Consider the following 19,147-nt stretch of genomic DNA (forward strand, 5'->3'; position numbering starts at 1 on the left):
GAGCACAGTGGCGCCGCGCGAATCCCCTGACGCCGGTGCTCTATGCCCGACGCTGCTGTTTTTACACAGCCTCGGCCGATCGCGGCCGACCGCCGCCCTGCAACACGCCACCGGCGCAGATCGACCCGCTTCGGTCAGTCGCGCAGCACATTCGCTAAAGGATCGCCGGACGCCGGTGTTGGCAGCCCCGGCTTTCTCATATTTGATGAATTGCTACGAGTTTCGCTTGGGGTTCCACGCCTTATGTACAAACTCAAGACGGTTGCCATCCAGGTCAGCAACATTGGCGGCGTAGTATCCGGGGGCGAAGTAGGTACGATCTGCTGGCTTCCCCTCATCGATGCCGCCGGCTTTAATTGCTGCTGCGTAGGCGGCGTCAACCAGTTCATTCGTGTCGCAGACGATCCCGAGGTAAAGGCCAGTCTCACCTTGCCTGCGTTGACGTAGCCAGATGCTCGATCCAACACCCTTTCCGCCACCGTAAACATCGTCGCCAATGCCGTAAAGATCCGGGATGCCATCCGGGCCCGAGGCGGAGTCGTAGTTGCCGAACACTTTCCAGCCCAGGGGCTTCAAGGCTTCCGAATAGAACGCCATCGCTTTGTCGATGTCGGTGACTGAGATATAGACGTGGTCGATCATTGGTGTCCTTCGAGATGGATGGCTGCTGTGCGTGTCCAACTATATCGAATAGCGTAGTGTTCATGTACTAGCTGGCTCGATCGAGCGTCTCTTGTCGGCCGCACGCCGACGCTCTCCGCCCACGCCCCCCTCAACACCCCTACCGCGCCCGCACCGACACAAACTTCCGCGCATTCTCGCGCTGAATCAACACGGCGATCACCCCACCTTTCGCTTCGAGCGACTGCACGTCGTCCGGCGTTTCGAGCAGCGTGTCGTTGAGTTCGAGTACGACATCTCCAGGCCGGATTCCCGCGTTCGCGGCTGGCCCGTGCACCGCATCCACCATCATCCCGACCGCGAGCCCGGTCGAACGCCGTTCGGCGTCGCTCAGCGGATGCATCGTCAGCCCGAGCCGATCGCCGCTGTCAGCCGCCCGAGGTGCCGCCATCGCCACGCCGGCGGCACCGCCCGCGCCGACCGTGCCCGCGCTGCCCGCATTGCCCCCGCTCCCCGTCACTCCCGCGCTGTCGATCGCATCGCCGGTCCCCACCCCGGTGACCGTCAGCATCATCGGCACGCGGTTGCGGATCACCCGCAGCGGCGCCTTGGCGCCTGGCGGCAATTCGGCGGCCAGGTCGTTCAGTTCGGCCGACCGGCCAATCGGCTTGCCGCCAAACTTCACGATCACGTCGCCGGGCCTCACGCCGGCCGCGGCGGCGGGCGAGCCGGGATCGACGCCGTTGACGAGCGCGCCCGCCGGACGCGGCAGGCCGAACGCCGCAGCCAGCCCGGCGCCGACGTCCTGCACGTCGACACCCAACGCGTTGCCGGACGACGCGCGCTGCGTCTGCGCACTGGCCCGCATCTGCGCCTGCACTTGCGCACGCACCTTCACGGCGAGCGCGATCGGAATCGCAAACGTCGTGCTCGCGTAGCGGTCGGCGCCCGTATAGACCTGCACCGCAATGCCGATCACGTCGCCCGCGCGGTTGAACACGGGGCCGCCCGAGTTGTCGGGATTCACCGCGATGTCGGTCTGGAAGAACGGAAACGCGCTGCCGTCGGGCAGCGCATGCGACGTCGCGCTGACGATGCCGGCCGTGACCGTGTTGCCCGAGCCGTCCGGCGCGCCCATCGTCATCACCGGTTCGCCGGCGCGCACCCGCGACGAATCGCCGATGCGCACGACCGGCAGCTTCGTCGCGTCGACGTGCAACACGGCGACGTCGCTTTGCGGATCGACGACCAGCACCGTCGCCTTCAGGTCGCGATGATCGGCGAGTCGCACCGTGACGTCGGTCGCATCGTCGACGACATGCGCGGACGTGAGAATCAGCCCGTCGGCGCTGACGATGAAACCCGAGCCGCTGCCCGACAGCGTGCGCGGCGCGGTATCGGGCGCCGGTGGAACCTGTGCGGACGTCGGCGGACCGCCGCGGCGAAAGAACGCGGCGAGCGGATCGTCGGAATCGAGAATCGCGAAGGACGGGCCACCGGCCTGCTGGTCGGGCGCGGCGGTCATGATGGTCACGACCGCCGGGCCGTATCGGTCGACGATCGTCGGGAAGTCGACCGGCATCGCGTGAGGCGATGCGGCGAGCCGGCTCTTCATGACAGGCGGTGTGGCGGGCGGTGCGACGGTTCCGGCATCGGCTGCCGACGGCGACAGCAACGAGGCGAATACGCCCCCGATCAACGCGGTGCGAAGCACGGCGCGAGCAAGCGTCTGGCGAACCACGGTGCACCTCCCCCGGCAGTCGCGGCCCCGCCCCGCGCGGGCGCCGACAAGCACCGGTACACCCCTCCATTTATAGTCCACGCAGCATGCGGAACATACGAATCGAAACCCGCATGCCGGGTCGTCGCGCGGCGTCGGAGCCGCGACAGCGTTCGTTCCGGGCAAAGTTCACGGTTCGTCAATCGGAACATTCACCCGCCATCGCGGCGATGCGCGCGGCGAAGTACGTCCCGCGCTACCAGGCCAGCAGCAGAAAGTTGCGCACCACCGCCGACGGATCGTCGCGTCGCGACGCAATCGCGAGCCGCGCGCGCAGCCCGTTGCCCGCGACCTGCCGGTACACGACGCCGGCGACCTGCACCTGGGTGATCGCCTTCGGCACGATCGACACGCCGAGCCCGGCCGCGACGAGCGTCACCGCCGACGCGATTTGCGGTGCGGGCTGCGCCATGCGCGGCTGGAAGCCGGCGGCATTGCACGCCGCGACGATGTCGTCGAACAGCGCACTGCCCGCTTCGCGCGGCACCTGCACGAACGCCTCGTCGGCCAGTTCCGCCAGATCGATCCGACGCCGCTGCGCAAGCCGATGCGCGACCGGCATCGCGACGAACATCGCCTCCTCGTCCCAATCCGCGGCCAGCAACGTATCCGCGATGCGACGCTCCGGCCGCACGATCGCGACATCGAGCCGCCCGGCCTCCAGCGCCTCGAGCAACACGCCGGAGGTCGCCTCCTGCAACGTCAGGTCCGTATCGGGAAACGCTTCGCGAAAGCGGCGAATCAGGTCGGCCACTTTCGAATTGAAGGCCGCCGTCCCGGTGAAACCGACCCGCAGTTGCCCGATTTCCCCACGCGCGGCCCGTTTTGCCGCGCGCGCGGCGCGCTCCGCATCGTCGAGCACGCGCCGTGCCTCCTCGGCGAACACCTCTCCCGCGACGGTCAGCTCGGCACCGCGTGCGGTCCGCCTGAACAGCTCCACGCCGAGTTCGTTTTCGAGCGCCTTGATCTGCTGGCTCAGCGGCGGCTGCCCCATGCCGAGCGCTTCCGCGGCCTTCGTGAAGTTCGACGTGGCCGCCACGGCCAGGAAGTATCGGAGATGACGAAGTTCCATGTGATCTCGGGTCGATGGAAATGGCGATCGAGCCATTCTTAAAAAGTATCGCTACGGTTTCTTTCATATATTGGACATATATATGATCGTGCGCAAGAATTCGGACATTCCCCAGCCCATCGGGTACATAGCATGTCGAATCCCGCGATTTCGTCCACCGCGACTCGCGCCCCGAGCGCCGTGCCGGATGCGCTGCCCGCCGGCGTGTCGCCGCGCTCGGCGGCGTACAAGCGCATTGCACTGGCGCTCTTCCTGGCCGGCTTTTCCACCTTCTCGCTGTTGTACTGCGTGCAGCCGTTGCTGCCCGCGTTCGCGCGCGAGTTCAACCTGGGCGCGGCGTCGAGCTCGCTGTCCCTGTCGCTGTCGACGGGGATGCTGGCGGTCTCCATCCTGTGTGCCGGCGCGCTGTCCGAACGCTTCGGCCGACGCGGGCTGATGTTCGCGTCGATGACGCTCGCGGCGCTGTTCAACGTGCTCTCGGCGGTCGCGCCGAACTGGAACCTGCTGCTGATCTGGCGCGCGCTCGAAGGTTTCGCGCTCGGCGGCGTCCCGGCAGTGGCGATGGCCTATCTCGCCGAGGAAATCGCCGCCGACGGGCTGGGCCTGTCGATGGGGCTCTATGTCGGCGGCACCGCGTTCGGCGGCATGATCGGGCGAATCGGGATGAGCGCGCTCGAGGAGTATTTCTCCTGGCGCACCGCGATGCTGACGATCGGCGTCGTCGACCTGGTCGCGGCGATCGCGTTCGTGATGCTGCTGCCGCAGTCGCGACGCTTCGTGAAGCGAACCGACCTGACGCTGCGTCACCACCTGCGGCTGTGGAGCGCGCAGTTGCATCACGCGCGCCTGCCGTTCGTGTTCGCGATCGGTTTCCTCGTGATGGGCGCGTTCGTGACCGTGTACAACTACGCCGGGTTCCGGCTGACGGCCGCCCCGTTCAACCTGAGCGCGACCGCATGCGGGCTGATTTTCGGCGCCTATCTGTTCGGGATGGTGTCGTCGTCGAGCGCCGGTGCACTCGCCGATCGTCTCGGGCGCGCGCCCGTCCTCGTCAGCGGCATTCTCGTGTTCGCAGCCGGCCTCGCGCTCACGTTATCGTATTCGCTCGTCGCGATCATCGTCGGGATCGTGCTGATCACGATCGGCTTCTTCGTCGCGCATGCGGTCGCGAGCGGCTGGGTCGGGCAGCTCGCGGGGCCTGCGAAGGGGCACGCCGCGTCGCTCTACCTGCTGGCCTATTACCTCGGGTCGAGCGTGCTGGGCTCGGTCGGCGGCACGTTCTGGCAGCACGGTGCGTGGGGCGCGGTCGCCGCGTATGTCGCGGTGCTGCTCGTGCTCGGCCTGGCGGCTGCACGCCGGATCATGCGCGAGGAACGCGTGCGGTAAGTTCCGATTCGCGGCGACGCGGCTGCGGTTCACTCTCCCGCGACCCGATGCGCGATCGTCGACAACGTCCGCAGCATCGGCGCGAACGCATCGGCCGACGTATTGCCGAACCCGAGCACGAGCCCGTTGGCCGCCGACGTCGCGTGGATCGAAAATCCCGACAGCGGAAACGGCCCGATCCCGTGCGCGCGCGCCGCCTCGATGATCGCGCGGTCGCGATAGCGTGCCGGCAGCCGCAGCGCCAGATGCAGCCCGCACGGCCCGCCCTCGACCTGATGCGGCACGGCGAACGCGTCGTCCAGCGCGGCGAGCAGCAAGCGCCGCCGGTCGCGATACAACCGGCGCATCCGCCCGAGATGCCGTCCGTATTCCCCCGTCTCGATGAAATCGGCGAGCGCGAGCTGCACGTGGCGCGTCCCGCCGCGCAGCATCTCCGGCAACGCCGGCCGCACCGCGGCCAGCAGCGCGTCGGGCAGCACGAGAAAGCCGATCCGCAACGCCGGAAACATGGTCTTGCTGAACGAGCCGAGATAGACGACCGGCGAATCGGCCGCGAGCCCGTGCAACGCGCCGATCGGCTCGCCCGTGTGACGAAACTCGCTGTCGTAGTCGTCCTCGATGATCCACGCGCGATGCCGGCGTGCGGCGTCGATCAGCGCGAGCCGGCGCGAGATCGACAGCACCGCGCCGGTCGGGAACTGGTTCGACGGCGTGGTGTAGACGAGCCGCGGCGGCCGCTCGCGCCAGTCCGCGTCTTCCGCGCGCAGCCCCTCCGCGTCCACCGGCATCGGTACGACGTCGAGATCGGCCGCCTGCATCGCGGTGCGCGCGCCGCGATAGCCGGGCTCCTCGACCCAGACCGTGTCGCCCGGGTTCGTCAGCAGTTGCGCGCACAACGCGATCGCCCCCTGCGCGCCCTCGGTGATCACGATCTGCTCGGGATCGCAGCGCACGCCGCGCGTCACGGCCAGATGGCGCGCGATCGACTCGCGCAGCGCGCGCTCGCCGAGCGGGTCGCCGTACGCGAGCAGGTCGCGGCCGGCGCGGCGCAACGCGCGGTCGATCGCGTGCCGCCACGCATCGACCGGAAAATGCGACAGCGCGGGCACGCCCGGCCGGAAGCCCTCCGATTCGCCCGTGCCGATCAGGCTCGGACGGATCCGGCCGAGCCGCTGCGCGACGGCCGGCGGCGCGGCCCGCCGACGCGGTGCGGCCGGCCGCGACAGGCCGACCACGCGCGTGCCACGACGATCGGATTGCAGGAAGCCTTCCGCGACGAGCTGTTCGTAGACGGCCGCGGTCGTGTTGCGCGACACGCCGAGCGTCTCGGCCAGCGCGCGCGTGCCGGGCAACCGCGTGCCGGCCGGCATCGCGCCGCCGAGAATCGCGTCGCGTAGACGACGCAGCAACTGCCGCTGCAAGGAAGGCGCGCCGGCCGTGCGCGCGAGCGGCGCGTCGAGCGGCAGCAGCGGCGCGGCGCCGGAAGGAATGGCAGTCGTCATCGGAATATCGCGGCGTGGAAGTCTCGGTGCATGGCGCCATCGTCGCGCGTCCGTGGCACCATAAATTTGCCATCATCTGGCGCTTCTCATGGTACCTCGCCGGGACTACGATCGTCTGCATGCCGGCATGTCGCCGGCCGCCAACCGAAGCGAGATCGACCTTGTCCACGCTCACCAACGACTTCCAGCAGCCCATCGGCCACCCCGTTCCCGACTGGTCCGCGCGCCCGCGCCCGGAGCGCATCGTGCTCGAGGGCCGCTACTGCCGCCTCGAACCGCTCGACGCCGACCGCCATGCCTCCGACCTGTACGCCGCGTATGCGCAGGCGCCCGATGGCGGCGACTGGACCTATCTCGCGCACGGGCCGTACACCGACGAGTCGAGCTACCGCGACTACGCGCGCGGCGCGGCGGCAAGCGCCGATCCGCTGCACTACACGGTGATCGACCGCGCGACGAACCGAGCGGTCGGCACGCTCGCGCTGATGCGCATCGACCCGGCCAACGGCGTGATCGAGGTCGGCTCCGTCACGTTCTCGCCGCTGCTCAAGCGCACGCCGATTTCGACGGAAGCGCAGTACCTGCTGATGAAATATGCGTTCGACACGCTCGGCTACCGGCGCTACGAATGGAAGTGCGACGATCTCAACGAGCCGTCGCGCAAGGCGGCCGCGCGGCTCGGCTTCCGTTACGAGGGCACGTTCCGGCAGGCGATCATCTACAGGGGCCGCAATCGCGACACGGCGTGGTTCTCGATCGTCGACGGCGAATGGCCGGACGTGCGCGCCGCGTTCGAAGCCTGGCTCGCGCCGGAGAACTTCGACGCCAACGGTACGCAGCGCGAGTCGCTCGTTGCGATCCGCCACGCGCGGGCTCGTGCGCGCGACGCAGCCGGCAGCGCGAACGACGCGACGCGCGTCACGGTCCGACCGCTCGTCGCCGCCGACGAAGCCGCATGGCGCCCGCTGTGGCAGGGTTATCAGAGTTTCTACGAGACCGCGCTGAGCGACGCCGTGTTCGCGACGACGTGGGCGCGCCTGATGGACCCCACCGAACCGATGTTCGTGCTCGGCGCCTTCGACGCGTCAGGCACGTTGGTCGGCATCGTGCACGCGATCTATCACCGCTCATGCTGGACCGAAGGGCCGTACTGTTATCTGCAGGACCTGTTCACGGCGGCCGACGCCCGCGGACAAGGCGCGGGCGGTGCGCTGATCGAAGCCGTGTACGAGCGGGCCCGCGAAGCCGGCGCAAGCCGCGTGTACTGGCTCACGCACGAAACCAATACGACGGCGCGCGCGCTGTACGACAAGCTCGCGACCAACGCGGGGTTCATTCAGTACCGGAAGGATCTCAAGTAACGCGCGGGGGCGACCGGTCGCGCTCAGCCCAGGGCGTCGACCGGATCCGTCGCCTCGCCGCAGGCTGGGGCAACGTGACACGCGGCGCCGGCCGCGGGCGGCACCGACGCGGGGTGGATCATCTCGTCGCCGTTGACGGGCACCGGCCGCCGCACCGGCCGGTACACCGGTTCGCCCGGCTCGATCGCCTGCCCCGAGATCGCGCAGCGGCCCGGCTGCAACGCGACGCGCAAGCGCCAGCGTTGCTCGCCGTAATGGCAGCGCCCGCTTTCGCTCCAGCGCACCAGCAAGCCGTCGTCGCCAGCCTCCAGAACCGATACGAACAGTTGCGGCCGCAACGGTGAAACGCCAGGCGCGACAGGCTCCGGAAACGGCGCGCGATCGGTACGCTCCGACTGCCGGGCCATCCCGACCTCTGGCGACAACGGCATCGCGTCCCGCTCGTCGGCTACCAGCATGTGGTACGACACGTACTCGCAGATCAGGCTTTCGATGAGGTTTGGCATGCTGGATGACATTCCGTGAAGATTGAAACGAGTCGCGCCGCGCACGCACGCGATCGGACATTGCCGCAGATGATACAAATTGAAGTTAACTTCAAGTAAAGAGGTGGAGCGTGCAACGATGCGTTTCGCCGATCGGCACAATGGGTTGCCCGACGGCGGTGGCAGCGTCTCGCGTTTCGTCTCAATCGGCTGAGACGAATGTCCCGGCGTCTCACGCGTTCCAGCCCGTCGCAAGCGCAGCAAGTTTCACGTGCGATTCGCTCTGCACGCCCTGATCTCGCCGCAAAACCGGATGCTGCACCGCACACCGCCCCTCCCGCTCCGTCGCCACTCGACCGCCGATTCGGGCTGGCCCCGTTCCTGCATGTCGGTCGCTCGCGCAATCGCGCGACGGACGCGCCGCCCCCCTTGCCGCGCGTCCGACGACAACCTGACGGAGACAGCAACGTGAGTACACCGGCACCGAACACCGCTCCCAGCATGAAGGCCGCCGTCTGGCACGGCCGCAACGACATCCGCGTCGAGGAGGTTCCCGTTCCGGCGCATCCGCCGGCCGGCTGGGTCCAGATCCGCGTGCACTGGTGCGGGATCTGCGGCTCCGACCTGCACGAGTACGTCGCCGGACCCGTGTTCATCCCCGTCGACGCGCCGCACCCGCTGACGGGCCTGAAGGGCCGGTGCATCCTCGGCCACGAATTCAGCGGCGAAATCGCGGCGCTCGGCGCCGGCGTGACGGGCTTCGCGGTCGGCGAACGCGTGACGGCCGACGCGTGCCAGCATTGCGGCACCTGCTGGTATTGCCGGCACGGGCTGTACAACATCTGCGAAAACCTCGCGTTCACCGGGCTGATGAACAACGGCGCGTTCGCCGAATTCGTCAACGTGCCGGCCGAACTGCTGTACAAGCTGCCCGACGACTTCCCGACCGAAGCCGGCGCGCTGATCGAGCCGCTCGCCGTCGGGCTGCATGCGGTGAAGAAGGCCGGCAACATCGTCGGCCAGACCGTCGTCGTGGTCGGCGCCGGCACGATCGGCCTCTGCACGATCATGTGTGCGAAGGCCGCGGGCGCCGGACGCGTGATCGCGCTGGAAATGTCGGCCGCGCGCAAGCAGAAGGCGCTGGAAGTCGGCGCGACGGTCGTGATCGATCCGAAGGCGTCCGACGCGATCGCGGAAGTCAAGGCGCTGACGGGCGGCTACGGTGCCGACGTGTCGTTCGAGTGCATCGGCCACACGGCCACCGCGCAGCTCGCGATCGACGTGATCCGCAAGGCCGGCAAGTCGGTGATGGTCGGCATCTTCGAGGAGCCGACGTCGTTCAACTTCTTCGACATCGTGTCGACCGAGAAGGAAGTGATCGGCTCGCTCGCGTACAACGGCGAATTCGCGGACGTGATCCGCTTCATCGCGGACGGCCGCATCGACGTGCAGCCGCTGATCACCGGACGCATCAACCTCGGCGACATCGTCACGCACGGCTTCGAGGAGCTGGTCAACCACAAGGACCGGAACGTGAAGATCATCGTCCAGCCCGCGACCGCCTGACGAACCGGGGACCGGCCAACCGGCACATGTCCCCGCCCGTTTCCGGTGCGCGCACAACGGCACGGGGCGCGGGCGCGCGGGGTCGGACTTCGATATACTCGAAGCGACATCACCGCCCCGCGCGCCGCCCGCGCGCCCGCTTCCGTGAAACCACGAGCCGGCCTGATCCTCGAACTCGTCGTCAACCTGCTGCTGCCCTGGGTCGCATACCGGGCGGCGCATCCGTATTTCGGCGAAACCGGCGCGCTGTATGCGTCGGCGATTCCGCCCATCGTCTGGTCCATCGTCGAATTCATCCGCTCCCGCCGCATCGATGCGGTGGCCGCCATCGTGCTGCTCGGCATCGCGCTGTCGATCGCCGGCATGGCGCTCGGCGGCAGTGCGCGCACGCTGCTGATGCGTGAATCGCTCGCGTCCGGCATGATCGGCGTCGTGTTCCTGCTGTCGTTGTTCCGCGATCGTCCGCTGATTTTCTATCTCGCGCGCGCGACGGTGGCCCGCGAGATGGCCGGCGGCGCCGCGCGTTTCGAGACGGTTTGGGCCGAGCAGCCGGGGCTGCGCCAGATGCTGCGGCTGATGACCTTCGTGTGGGGCGCGTGCATGACGCTCGAGATGCTGCTGCGCCTGTGGATGGTCGTCACCTGGCCCGTCGAGCGCGTGCTCGTCGTGTCGCCGATCATGGGCTACACGGTGTTCGGCACGCTGCTGCTGTGGACCTTCTGGTACCGGCGGCGAATGCGCGAGCGCAACCGCGTCGACATCCCTGGCCGCGACGGCATCACCGAAATCGCCGGCCGCTGACCGCCCGCCCGGCGGCATGTCACGGCCGCTAGGGTATGATGCGCGGCGTTTCGTCCGACCCTGCATCGCCCCATGTCTCTCTCGCTTCTCCCGTGTGCCACGATCTGGCTCGCGCTGTTCGCGGCCGCCGCATTCGCGTGGCAGCGTCCGCTGCACGGCCTGAGCATCGCCCTTGCCGCGCTCGGCTATGCCGCTGCGCTGGCGTTCGGCAAGCTGGAGCCGATCGTGCTCGCGCCGCTCGCGCTGCTCGTGGCCGCCGCCTGGGGCGTCGCGCCGGGCCGTCCGGTCGCGGTGCGGATCGGCGCGCACGTCGTGTTTGCCGCGCTCGCGATCGCGCTGAGCCTGCACCTGATCCCCGGCTTCCACAATCCGCGCGTGATCGAACCGACGCGTTTCACGCCGGATGCCGTGCCGTTCACGATGTACCTGAATTTCGACAAACCGCTCGTCGGTCTGTGGCTGTTGTGGGCGCTGCCGTGGATCGCGCCGGACGTCCCGCCGGCACGCGCGCTGCGCACCGGCGCCGTGGCGGCCGTCGCGACGGCGGCGGCCTGCCTGGCTGGCGCGCTCGCCTTCGGGATGGTCGGCTGGGCGCCGAAATGGCCGGCGTCGGGCTGGATGTGGCTCGTCAACAACGTGCTGCTCGTCACGCTCGCGGAGGAAGCGCTGTTCCGCGGTTACGTGCAGGGTGGACTCACGCGCGTGCTCGGCCGGTTCGGCTGGGGGCCATGGGCCGCGCTTACGATCGGCGCGGTGCTGTTCGGCGCCGCGCACGCGGCCGGCGGCTGGCCCTGGATCGTGCTCGGCACGGTGGCCGGCATCGGCTATGGCCTTGCCTGGCGGCGCGGCGGGCTGCTCGCGTCCGCGCTCGCGCATGCGGGGCTGAACGCGATCCACTTCGGGCTGTTCACCTACCCGATGCTCGCCGCCGCGCGCTGAACGCCGTGCGCGGCGGTGCGGCGCCGGGCACGAACGCCGCGGCATGCATCCGCCGGACGTCGCGTGGTATCCCGCGGCGCGCAAACGCGTATCGGTGCACCCGCGCGCTACCGGCCAAGGCCGGACGGACGAACGCCGCCCCCGCAGCCCGGATGCGCCGCTCGGCCCGGGTTGCGCGTCGAACGACGAACGGAGTTACTTGATCTGGTCGGCGAGCGGCTGCAGGAATTCGGAGAAGCCGGTCAGCATGATCTGCACGCCGATGCACAGCAGCAGGAACGCCGACACGCGCTTCGCGACCTTGGTGCCTTCGGTGCCGAGATAACGCGACAGCAGCGCGGCACGGCTGTAGGTCAGCCAGATCACGACCGCGACGAGCGCGGAAACCGCGATCGACACGATGCTCGACAGCATGAATTCCGACAGCTTGTGCGTGCGGTTCGCGTTCAGCGCGATCGCGGTGGCGATCGAGCCGGGGCCGACCGTCAGCGGCACGGTCAGCGGGAAGAACGCGCGGGTCATGATCGCGTTCGCATTGATCGGCTTGATCGGCGTATCGCCGCCGCCCGCCGGGCCGTCAGGCTCGTTCAGCATCTGCCAGCCCGCGACGGCGACCGCGAAGCCGCCGCCGATCCGCAGCGCTTCCATCGAAATCCCGAAGAAATGCAGCACCGGCGTGCCGGCGAAGAACGCGACCAGCAACACGATGAACGCGTTGAACGCCACCTTCTTCGCCAGCAGGTTCCGCTCGTCCTCGGTCAGCGCCTCGGTGCGTTCGAGAAACAGGAACGCGATGCCGATCGGATTGATGATGCCGATCAGGCCGGTGAAGCCGAACAGGATCTCGGAGATAAGGCGATTGACGATCATCGGAAGCGAGGAAACGGTCGGGGCTGGGCCGGCGGCGCGCCGGGGGTCACGCATTGTAGAGCAAGCGCCCGCGCCCGCGACGCAAATCGCGCCCCCGGGCCCGACGGGCCGCGCGACGCCCTTATTCGGCGACCGGCTCCCACGCCGGCGGCCGCTTCGCGAAGAACGCGGCGAAGCCCTCCTTCGCTTCCGGCGTCGCCCGCACGCGGGAGATCGTCTGTGCGGTGAACGCCGCGCGTTCGTCCGACGGCGGATACTCGCCGATCGCGTCGAAAAAGCGCTTGATTTCCATCAGCGCGTTCGGGCCATTGCGGCTCAGTTCGGCGAGCGTCTTGTCGAGCGCCGCGTCGAGTGAGTCGGGCGGCACGGCCTGGTGGATCAGCCCGATCGCGACGGCCTCGCCGGCCGCGATCTGCGTCGCGGTCAGCGCGAGCCGGCGCGCCTGGCGCTGGCCGACCGCCTCGACCAGATACGGGCCGATCACCGACGGCAGGATCCCGAAACGGGCCTCGCTGACCGAGAAGCGCGCGTGATCGCTCGCGATCACGATGTCGCAGGCCGCGCACAGGCCGACGCCGCCGCCGAACGCGTGGCCCTGCACGCGCGCGACCGTCGGCTTCGGGCACTGGCGGATCGCCCGCATCATCGCGGCGAACCGCTCGGCGTCGCGCAAATTCGCGGCCGCGTCGTTCGCGCTCGCGCGTTGCATCCACTGCAGGTCGGCGCCCGCGCAGAACGCGCGGCCGTCCGAGCGCAGCACGATCGCGCGCACGTCGTCGCGCCCGCCGAGCGTCGTGAACGCGTCGGTCAGCTCGGCGATCATCGTCTCGTCGAACGCGTTGAGCACGTCGCCGCGCTGCAGCGCGACGGTTGCGATGCCGCGCGCATCGACGGCGACGGCCAGGGTCTTCAATCCATCCATCGAACAGGTTTCCTCGGGGTAGAACAGGGAACGGCGAAACTCAGGCGGCCTGCCGGCGGTCGATCACGCGCCGGGCCTTGCCGGTCGCGCTCGCGGGAATGCCGCCCGCGCCGAGCACCGTCACGCCCGCCGACACGCCGACCATCGTCTTGATCCGGTGCTGCAGCTCGCGCGCGATCGCCGCGCGGTCGCCGTCGGTCACGCACGCGGCGGCCTCGGAGCGCAGCTCGACCGCGAGATCGAGCCGGTCCATGTGGCCGTCGCGCGAGATCGTGATCTGGAACTGGCCCGACAGCTTCGTCTGCGCGACGACGATTTCCTCGATCTGGCTCGGGAACACGTTCACGCCGCGCACGATCAGCATGTCGTCGGAGCGGCCCGTGATCTTCGCGAGCCGGCGCATCGCGCGCGCGGTCGGCGGCAGCAGCGCGGTGAGGTCGCGCGTGCGGTAGCGGATCACCGGCATCGCTTCCTTCGTCAGCGACGTGAACACGAGTTCGCCCTCGCTGCCGTCCGGCAGCACTTCGCCGGTCACGGGATCGATGATCTCCGGATAGAAATGGTCTTCCCAGATCACCGGGCCGTCCTTCGTCTCCACGCACTCACACGCGACGCCCGGGCCCATCACTTCCGACAGCCCGTAGATGTCGAGCGCGTCGATGCCCACGCGCGTCTCCACCTCCTCGCGCAGCGCCTGCGTCCACGGCTCCGCGCCAAAGATGCCGATCTTCAGCGACGACTCGGCCGGGTCCATGCCCTGCCGCACCATCTCGTCGATCAGGTTCAGCATGTACGACGGCGTGACGAGGATGATCTTCGGCTCGAAATCGCGAATCAGCTGCACCTGCTTCTCGGTCTGCCCGCCCGACATCGGCACGACCATGCAGCCGAGCCGCTCCGCGCCATAGTGAATCCCGAGGCCGCCCGTGAAGAGCCCGTAGCCGAAGGCGTTGTGCAGCGTGTCGCCCGGACGGCCGCCGGCCGCGCGGATCGAGCGCGCGGTCACGTTCGCCCAGGTATCGATGTCGCGCGCCGTGTAGCCGACCACCGTCGGCTTGCCGGTCGTGCCGCTCGACGCATGCACGCGCACGACCTGCTCGCGCGGCACCGCGAACAGCCCGAACGGATAGTTGTCGCGCAGGTCGTTCTTGGTCGAGAACGGGAATTTCGCGAGGTCGGCGAGCGTCTTCAGGTCGTCCGGATGCACGCCGGCCGCGTCGAACGTGCGGCGATAGTGCGGGACGTTGTCGTACGCGTGGCGCAGCGACCACCTGAGGCGCTCGAGCTGCAGCGCCTGCAGTTCGTCGCGGCTGGCGGTCTCGATCGGCTCGAGGGCGGCGGCGGGATGCGTCGGGTGAGTCATCGGGGTGCTCCTCCAATGGAGTGATGTCGTTATCGTGATCGGGGTGCGGCTGCCGGCGGCTAGCGGAACGTGCGGCCGGCCGCGTGCAGCGCGGCGATGCGCGGCGACACGCGATAGCGGTCCTCGCCGTAGCTCGCCGCGAGGTTCGACAGCACGCGATGCACGCGGCCGATGCCGATGGCATCGGCCCACGCGAGCGGGCCGCACGGGTAGTTCACACCCTTCTCCATCGCGAGATCGAGATCGGCGGGCGAGCACACGCCCTGGTTCACCGTGTCAGCCGCCTCGTTCGCGAGCATCGCGACGGTGCGCATCGCGACCATGCCCGGCACGTCCGCGATGCCGACGACGCGAAAGCCCGCTTGCTGGAACAGGCCGACCGCATCCGCATAGGCGTCGTCGCTGCACTGGAGCGCGCGCGTCAGCGCGACGAGCCCGGCCTGCGCGTAATCGCGCGCGAGATCGACGAGCACGAGGTCGGCCACGCCCGTTTGCGCGGCGCGCACGGTCGCGGTGCGGCCGTCGGTCAGCGCAATCGACGCGCGGCCGGCCACGGCCAGCAGTTCGTCGGCATGCGCGCCGCTCTGCCGCGAGCCCGCGATGCGTTCGGCGAAGCGTGCATGCAGCGCGGCGGCCGGGCCGTCCTGCGCGAACAGCGCGACGTCGGCCGGCGCATCGCGCTGCGCTTCGAGTTCGGGCGCGGGCGGCGTCGCGCCGTCGGCATATGAATAGAAGCCACGGCCCGACTTGCGTCCGAGGAAGCCTGCGTTCACGAGTTCCTGCTGGATCAGCGACGGCGTGTAGCGCGGGTCATTGAAGTAAGCGCGAAACACCGACTCGGTCACCGCGAAGTTCACGTCGTGGCCGATCAGGTCCATCAGCTCGAACGGCCCCATCCGGAAGCCGCCGGCTTCGCGCATCACGGCATCGATCGAGGCCGGCGTGCCGCCCTGCTCGTTCAGCACGCGCAGCGCCTCCGCGTAATACGGCCGCGCAACGCGGTTCACGATGAAGCCCGGCGTCGACTTCGCCAGCACCGGCCGCTTGCCCCACGCGACGGCCGTGTCGTACAGCGCCCGCGCGACTTCCGGCGCGGTCGCGAGCCCGCTGACCACCTCGACGAGCGCCATCAGCGGCGCCGGATTGAAGAAATGCAGGCCGGCCACGCGCTGCGGCGCGCGCAGCCCGGCCGCGATCGACGTGATCGAGATCGACGACGTGTTGGTCGCCAGCACGCAGCGATCGTCGACATGACGCTCGAGCGTCGCGAAGATCTCACGCTTCACGTCGAGCCGCTCGGCCGCCGCCTCGACGATCAGCGCCGCGCCGGCAAACTCGGCCAGCGCGCGCACCGCGCGAATCCGGTTGCCGGCCGCCTCCGCTTGCGCCGGCTCGAGACGGCCCTTCTCCGCGAGCCGCGCGAACTGCGCGCGGATGCCGGCCAGCGCCTTGTCGCACGCGGCTTCGTTCAGGTCGTACAGCAGCACCGCATGGCCGGCCGCCGCGGCAACCTGCGCGATGCCCGCGCCCATCGCGCCCGCGCCGATCACGCCGACGACCGCCGATTGCGCCAGCGCGCCCGAATTCACCGAATGTGCAGAAGAAACAGCCATCGCTTGCGATCCGTCATGAAGTGGAAGTGCGAGCGATTATAAACCGACCGGTCGGTAGATTTATGTCAGGGCGAGCCCGAATTTGTCGTGCAAGAGACCGTTACGGAAACTGTAAAACTCAAAAAATCGAACGATTGGGGCACTTTTTGTAAACCGAAAGGTCAATGAAAGCGTCCAAATATGAGATAGTGGCCCCCGAACGCCTGATAAAATTCGACAATTCGCCGGATTTCAGGGGGAAACCGCGTGTCACGCCGTTGCCGTCCATCGTCCGCGCCCTTTCGGGGTCGGTTCAGTCCCGCCGGCACGTCTGGCGTCAGGTGCAAGCGTCCCGCCTTCGGCACTCGGTCGCATCGAACCGTTTCATCCAGCGACGGGCCTCGGCCCGCCCGCGCCCCTCGTCGCCTCACGGCGGCGAACCCGAGGCAGCGCCGTTCCCTGCTGCCGTGCATCAGCTTCATCGTCCTCGTTCGGCGGATCATCCGGCCGGGCTTCGTCAACCCGTGACGGCGCGTCGCGCGCCGCCACTCGCATAGGAAACCGTCCATGCCGCTCTCGTCCAACCAGCTCCCGCGCTGGACCCTCTGGGCCCCGCTTGCCGCATGGCTGGTACTCGCGCTGTCGCGCGTCGTGCCGGCCGAAGGCCTCGTCATCGCCGTGTTCGCCGCCGCGCTCGCCGGCGCCGTGTTTGCCGCCGTCCACCATGCCGAAGTCGTCGCGCACCGCGTCGGCGAGCCGTTCGGCACGCTCGTGCTCGCGGTCGCCGTGACCGTCATCGAAGTCGCGCTGATCGTGTCGGTGATGCTCGGCGCGGGCCCCGAGAAATCGGGCCTCGCGCGCGACACCGTGTTCGCCGCCGTCATGATCATCTGCAACGGCATCGTCGGCCTCTGCCTGCTGGTCGGTGCGTGGAAGCACGGCGAACAGGATTTCCAGGGACGCGGCGCCAGCAAGGCGCTCGCGGTGCTCGCGTCGCTGTCGGTGCTGTCGCTCGTGATGCCGAACTACCTGAACGCCGCGCCGGGCCCGTTCTTTTCGAAATCGCAGCTTGCGTTCGCCGGCGTAGCGTCGCTCGTGCTGTACGGCGCATTCGTATTCGTGCAGACCGTGCGCCACCGCGACTACTTCCTCACCGAGCATGACAGCGCGAACGAATCGGTGCACGCGGCGCCGCCGAGCAGCCGTACCGCGCTGATCAGCCTCGTGCTGCTGTTCGCGAGCCTCGTCGCGGTCGTGCTGCTCGCGAAGCTGCTGTCGCCGGCCGTCGAGCATGCGGTGATGAAACTCGGCGCGCCGGAAGCGGCGGTCGGCATCGTGATCGCCGCGCTCGTGCTGCTGCCCGAAGGGCTCGCGGCCGTCACCGCCGCCCGCGCGAATCGTTTGCAGACCAGCATGAACCTCGCGCTCGGCTCGGCGCTCGCGAGCATCGGGCTCACGATTCCGACCGTCGCGGCCGTGTTCATCTGGGTCGGCCAGCCGCTCACGCTCGGCATCGGCGCGATGGAAACCGTGCTGCTGTCGCTGACGCTGCTGGTCAGCACGCTGACGCTCAGCCAGGGACGCACGACGGTGCTGCACGGTGTCGTGCATTTGTCGCTGTTCGCGGCTTACCTGTTCCTGTCGATCACGCACTGACGCAAAACGGCGCGCGGCACGGCGAAAACGATTCGCCGTGCCGCGCGCCGTGCTTCATCTTCCCCGCTTCACCCTCTTCGCCTCACGCCGCGCCTACCGGACCGGAATCACGAGATGCTGGCCAGCCAGGATCAGGTTCGGGTTCGCGAGGTTGTTGCGGCGCTGGATCTCGCGATAGCGCTGGCCGCTGCCGAGCTTGCTCGCCGCGATCATGTTCAGCGTGTCGCCCGCCTTCACCACGTACGTCTTTTCGCCCGACGCGGCCGCGGTCGTCATCGCCTGGTCGCTGACGAAGTACTTGCGCAGCAGGTCCAGATACTGCGGCGACTGCTTGAGCTTCGCGATCGCGGCGTTCAGGTAGATCAGCAGGTCCTGGTCGTCGGCACGCACGCCGATCTTGTACGCGATGTTCGAGCTGTCGAGCTTGGTCACCGCGAACTTCAGGTCGGTGCCCTTGATCGAGCTGACCGCGAACGGATAGTCGTAGATGAACGCGTCGACCGCATGGCCGTCGAGGCTCTTCGCGATGAACGCCGGGTCGGAATCGTCGATCTCGGCGAACCGGACGTTCGGATACTGGCGCGTGACGAATGCACGCACGTCCGGGTCGCCCTTCAGGATGCCGACCGTCTTGCCGGCCAGATCGTCGGCCGAGCGGATCGCGGAGCCTTGCCGCACGATCAGCGAATAGCCGAAATCGTCGACGTACGGCACCGAGTAGACTACGCCCGCCGGCGTGTTGTCCGGGAAGGTCAGCCCGTCCATCGCGACGTCGACGACATGGTTGCCCTTCGCATCGGTGTCGAGCAGTTGCTTCGGCACGCCCGGGTACGTGTCGACTTCGTGACGCGTATCGACGACGACCGGCTTGCCGCCGTGCGAGAACGACGAATCCGAGAACAGCAGCCGCGCGAATTCGACGTTGAAGCCGTGCGGCGCGCCCTTGTCCTCGCCGAAGAACGGCTCGCTCGGGTTCTGCACCGAGACTCGCACGACGCCGTTTTCGGCGATCGATTTCAGCGTGCTCGCCTGCGGCGTGAAGCCGGCCGGCAGCACGTTGCCCGACGTCGACGGCTGCGCGGGCTGGCCTGCGCCGCCCGCCTGCGCGGACGTCGCGCCGGGCGCCGCATCGTGCGCGGGAATCAGTGTCGACAGGCCGCCCTGGTGGACGATCCATACGCCGACGAGCACCACCAGAAACACGACTGCACCGAGAAGTTTTTTCATGGTT

Annotated in this window: 16 protein-coding genes; 6 read left to right on the forward strand and 10 right to left on the reverse strand. The window is 68.6% G+C overall.

Features of this window, described 5'->3' with window-relative positions; all coding sequences use genetic code 11:
* Nucleotides 1–213: 213 nt before the first annotated feature.
* From WS49_RS23585 to WS49_RS23595, 3 genes are all read right to left on the reverse strand, one after another.
* Nucleotides 214–642 (reverse strand): VOC family protein, encoded by a 429-nt coding sequence (locus WS49_RS23585; protein WP_059533813.1) that lies wholly within the window; start codon nucleotides 640–642, stop codon nucleotides 214–216.
* A gap of 139 nt (nucleotides 643–781) precedes the next feature.
* Nucleotides 782–2,362: a trypsin-like peptidase domain-containing protein gene (locus WS49_RS23590; protein ID WP_059533815.1), complete on the reverse strand. Its 1,581-nt coding sequence runs from the start codon at nucleotides 2,360–2,362 to the stop codon at nucleotides 782–784.
* A 235-nt stretch (nucleotides 2,363–2,597) separates the two neighbouring features.
* Nucleotides 2,598–3,473 carry a LysR family transcriptional regulator gene (locus tag WS49_RS23595; protein ID WP_059533818.1) on the reverse strand — a complete coding sequence of 292 codons (876 nt, stop codon included), beginning with the start codon at nucleotides 3,471–3,473 and terminating at the stop codon, nucleotides 2,598–2,600.
* A 132-nt stretch (nucleotides 3,474–3,605) separates the two neighbouring features.
* On the opposite strand from WS49_RS23595, the gene WS49_RS23600 reads away from it, so the two are divergent.
* The gene (locus tag WS49_RS23600; protein WP_059533820.1) at nucleotides 3,606–4,859 is read left to right on the forward strand and encodes an MFS transporter; all 1,254 of its coding nucleotides are present in this window, start codon (nucleotides 3,606–3,608) and stop codon (nucleotides 4,857–4,859) included.
* Between the two features lie 29 nt (nucleotides 4,860–4,888).
* On the opposite strand, the gene pdxR is transcribed toward WS49_RS23600, so the two are convergent.
* On the reverse strand, nucleotides 4,889–6,361 hold the full coding sequence (gene pdxR, locus WS49_RS23605; protein ID WP_059533822.1) for a MocR-like pyridoxine biosynthesis transcription factor PdxR: 1,473 nt from the start codon (nucleotides 6,359–6,361) through the stop codon (nucleotides 4,889–4,891).
* Between the two features lie 161 nt (nucleotides 6,362–6,522).
* Here pdxR and WS49_RS23610 point away from each other — a divergent pair, with 161 nt between their 5' ends.
* Nucleotides 6,523–7,722: a GNAT family N-acetyltransferase gene (locus WS49_RS23610; protein ID WP_059533824.1), complete on the forward strand. Its 1,200-nt coding sequence runs from the start codon at nucleotides 6,523–6,525 to the stop codon at nucleotides 7,720–7,722.
* 23 nt (nucleotides 7,723–7,745) lie between these two features.
* Here WS49_RS23610 and WS49_RS23615 read toward each other — a convergent pair whose 3' ends face one another.
* A complete protein-coding gene (locus WS49_RS23615) occupies nucleotides 7,746–8,228 on the reverse strand; it encodes a DUF3331 domain-containing protein (protein WP_059533826.1) in 483 nt (160 codons plus the stop codon).
* 480 nt (nucleotides 8,229–8,708) lie between these two features.
* Here WS49_RS23615 and WS49_RS23620 point away from each other — a divergent pair, with 480 nt between their 5' ends.
* From WS49_RS23620 to WS49_RS23630, 3 genes are all read left to right on the forward strand, one after another.
* Entirely contained in the window at nucleotides 8,709–9,773 is a 1,065-nt protein-coding gene (locus tag WS49_RS23620; RefSeq protein ID WP_059533828.1) for a 2,3-butanediol dehydrogenase, read from the forward strand.
* Nucleotides 9,774–9,917: 144 nt separating this feature from the next.
* Nucleotides 9,918–10,574 carry a VC0807 family protein gene (locus WS49_RS23625; RefSeq protein WP_059533830.1) on the forward strand — a complete coding sequence of 219 codons (657 nt, stop codon included), beginning with the start codon at nucleotides 9,918–9,920 and terminating at the stop codon, nucleotides 10,572–10,574.
* Between the two features lie 72 nt (nucleotides 10,575–10,646).
* Complete coding sequence (locus WS49_RS23630; protein ID WP_059533832.1) at nucleotides 10,647–11,513, forward strand: CPBP family intramembrane glutamic endopeptidase; 867 nt, start codon at nucleotides 10,647–10,649, stop codon at nucleotides 11,511–11,513.
* 195 nt (nucleotides 11,514–11,708) lie between these two features.
* Here WS49_RS23630 and WS49_RS23635 read toward each other — a convergent pair whose 3' ends face one another.
* From WS49_RS23635 to WS49_RS23650, 4 genes are all read right to left on the reverse strand, one after another.
* Nucleotides 11,709–12,383, reverse strand: a complete 675-nt coding sequence (locus WS49_RS23635) for a MarC family protein (protein ID WP_059533833.1) — start codon at nucleotides 12,381–12,383, stop codon at nucleotides 11,709–11,711.
* Nucleotides 12,384–12,504: 121 nt separating this feature from the next.
* A complete protein-coding gene (locus WS49_RS23640) occupies nucleotides 12,505–13,305 on the reverse strand; it encodes an enoyl-CoA hydratase-related protein (protein ID WP_059533835.1) in 801 nt (266 codons plus the stop codon).
* Between the two features lie 40 nt (nucleotides 13,306–13,345).
* Nucleotides 13,346–14,668, reverse strand: coding sequence for a phenylacetate--CoA ligase PaaK (gene paaK / locus WS49_RS23645; protein ID WP_059533837.1), 1,323 nt, complete (start codon nucleotides 14,666–14,668; stop codon nucleotides 13,346–13,348).
* A 59-nt stretch (nucleotides 14,669–14,727) separates the two neighbouring features.
* Nucleotides 14,728–16,281, reverse strand: coding sequence for a 3-hydroxyacyl-CoA dehydrogenase (locus tag WS49_RS23650; protein ID WP_059533839.1), 1,554 nt, complete (start codon nucleotides 16,279–16,281; stop codon nucleotides 14,728–14,730).
* A gap of 546 nt (nucleotides 16,282–16,827) precedes the next feature.
* Between WS49_RS23650 and WS49_RS23655 the strand changes: the two genes are divergently transcribed.
* On the forward strand, nucleotides 16,828–17,916 hold the full coding sequence (locus tag WS49_RS23655; RefSeq protein WP_059533841.1) for a calcium:proton antiporter: 1,089 nt from the start codon (nucleotides 16,828–16,830) through the stop codon (nucleotides 17,914–17,916).
* 93 nt (nucleotides 17,917–18,009) lie between these two features.
* Here WS49_RS23655 and WS49_RS23660 read toward each other — a convergent pair whose 3' ends face one another.
* The gene (locus tag WS49_RS23660; RefSeq protein ID WP_059533843.1) at nucleotides 18,010–19,143 is read right to left on the reverse strand and encodes a transporter substrate-binding and LysM peptidoglycan-binding domain-containing protein; all 1,134 of its coding nucleotides are present in this window, start codon (nucleotides 19,141–19,143) and stop codon (nucleotides 18,010–18,012) included.
* Between the last annotated feature and the right edge of the window lie 4 nt (nucleotides 19,144–19,147).

Origin of the sequence: Burkholderia sp. RF7-non_BP4 (assembly GCF_001521935.1) — a bacterium.
GTDB classification, from domain to species: Bacteria; Pseudomonadota; Gammaproteobacteria; order Burkholderiales; family Burkholderiaceae; genus Burkholderia; species Burkholderia diffusa.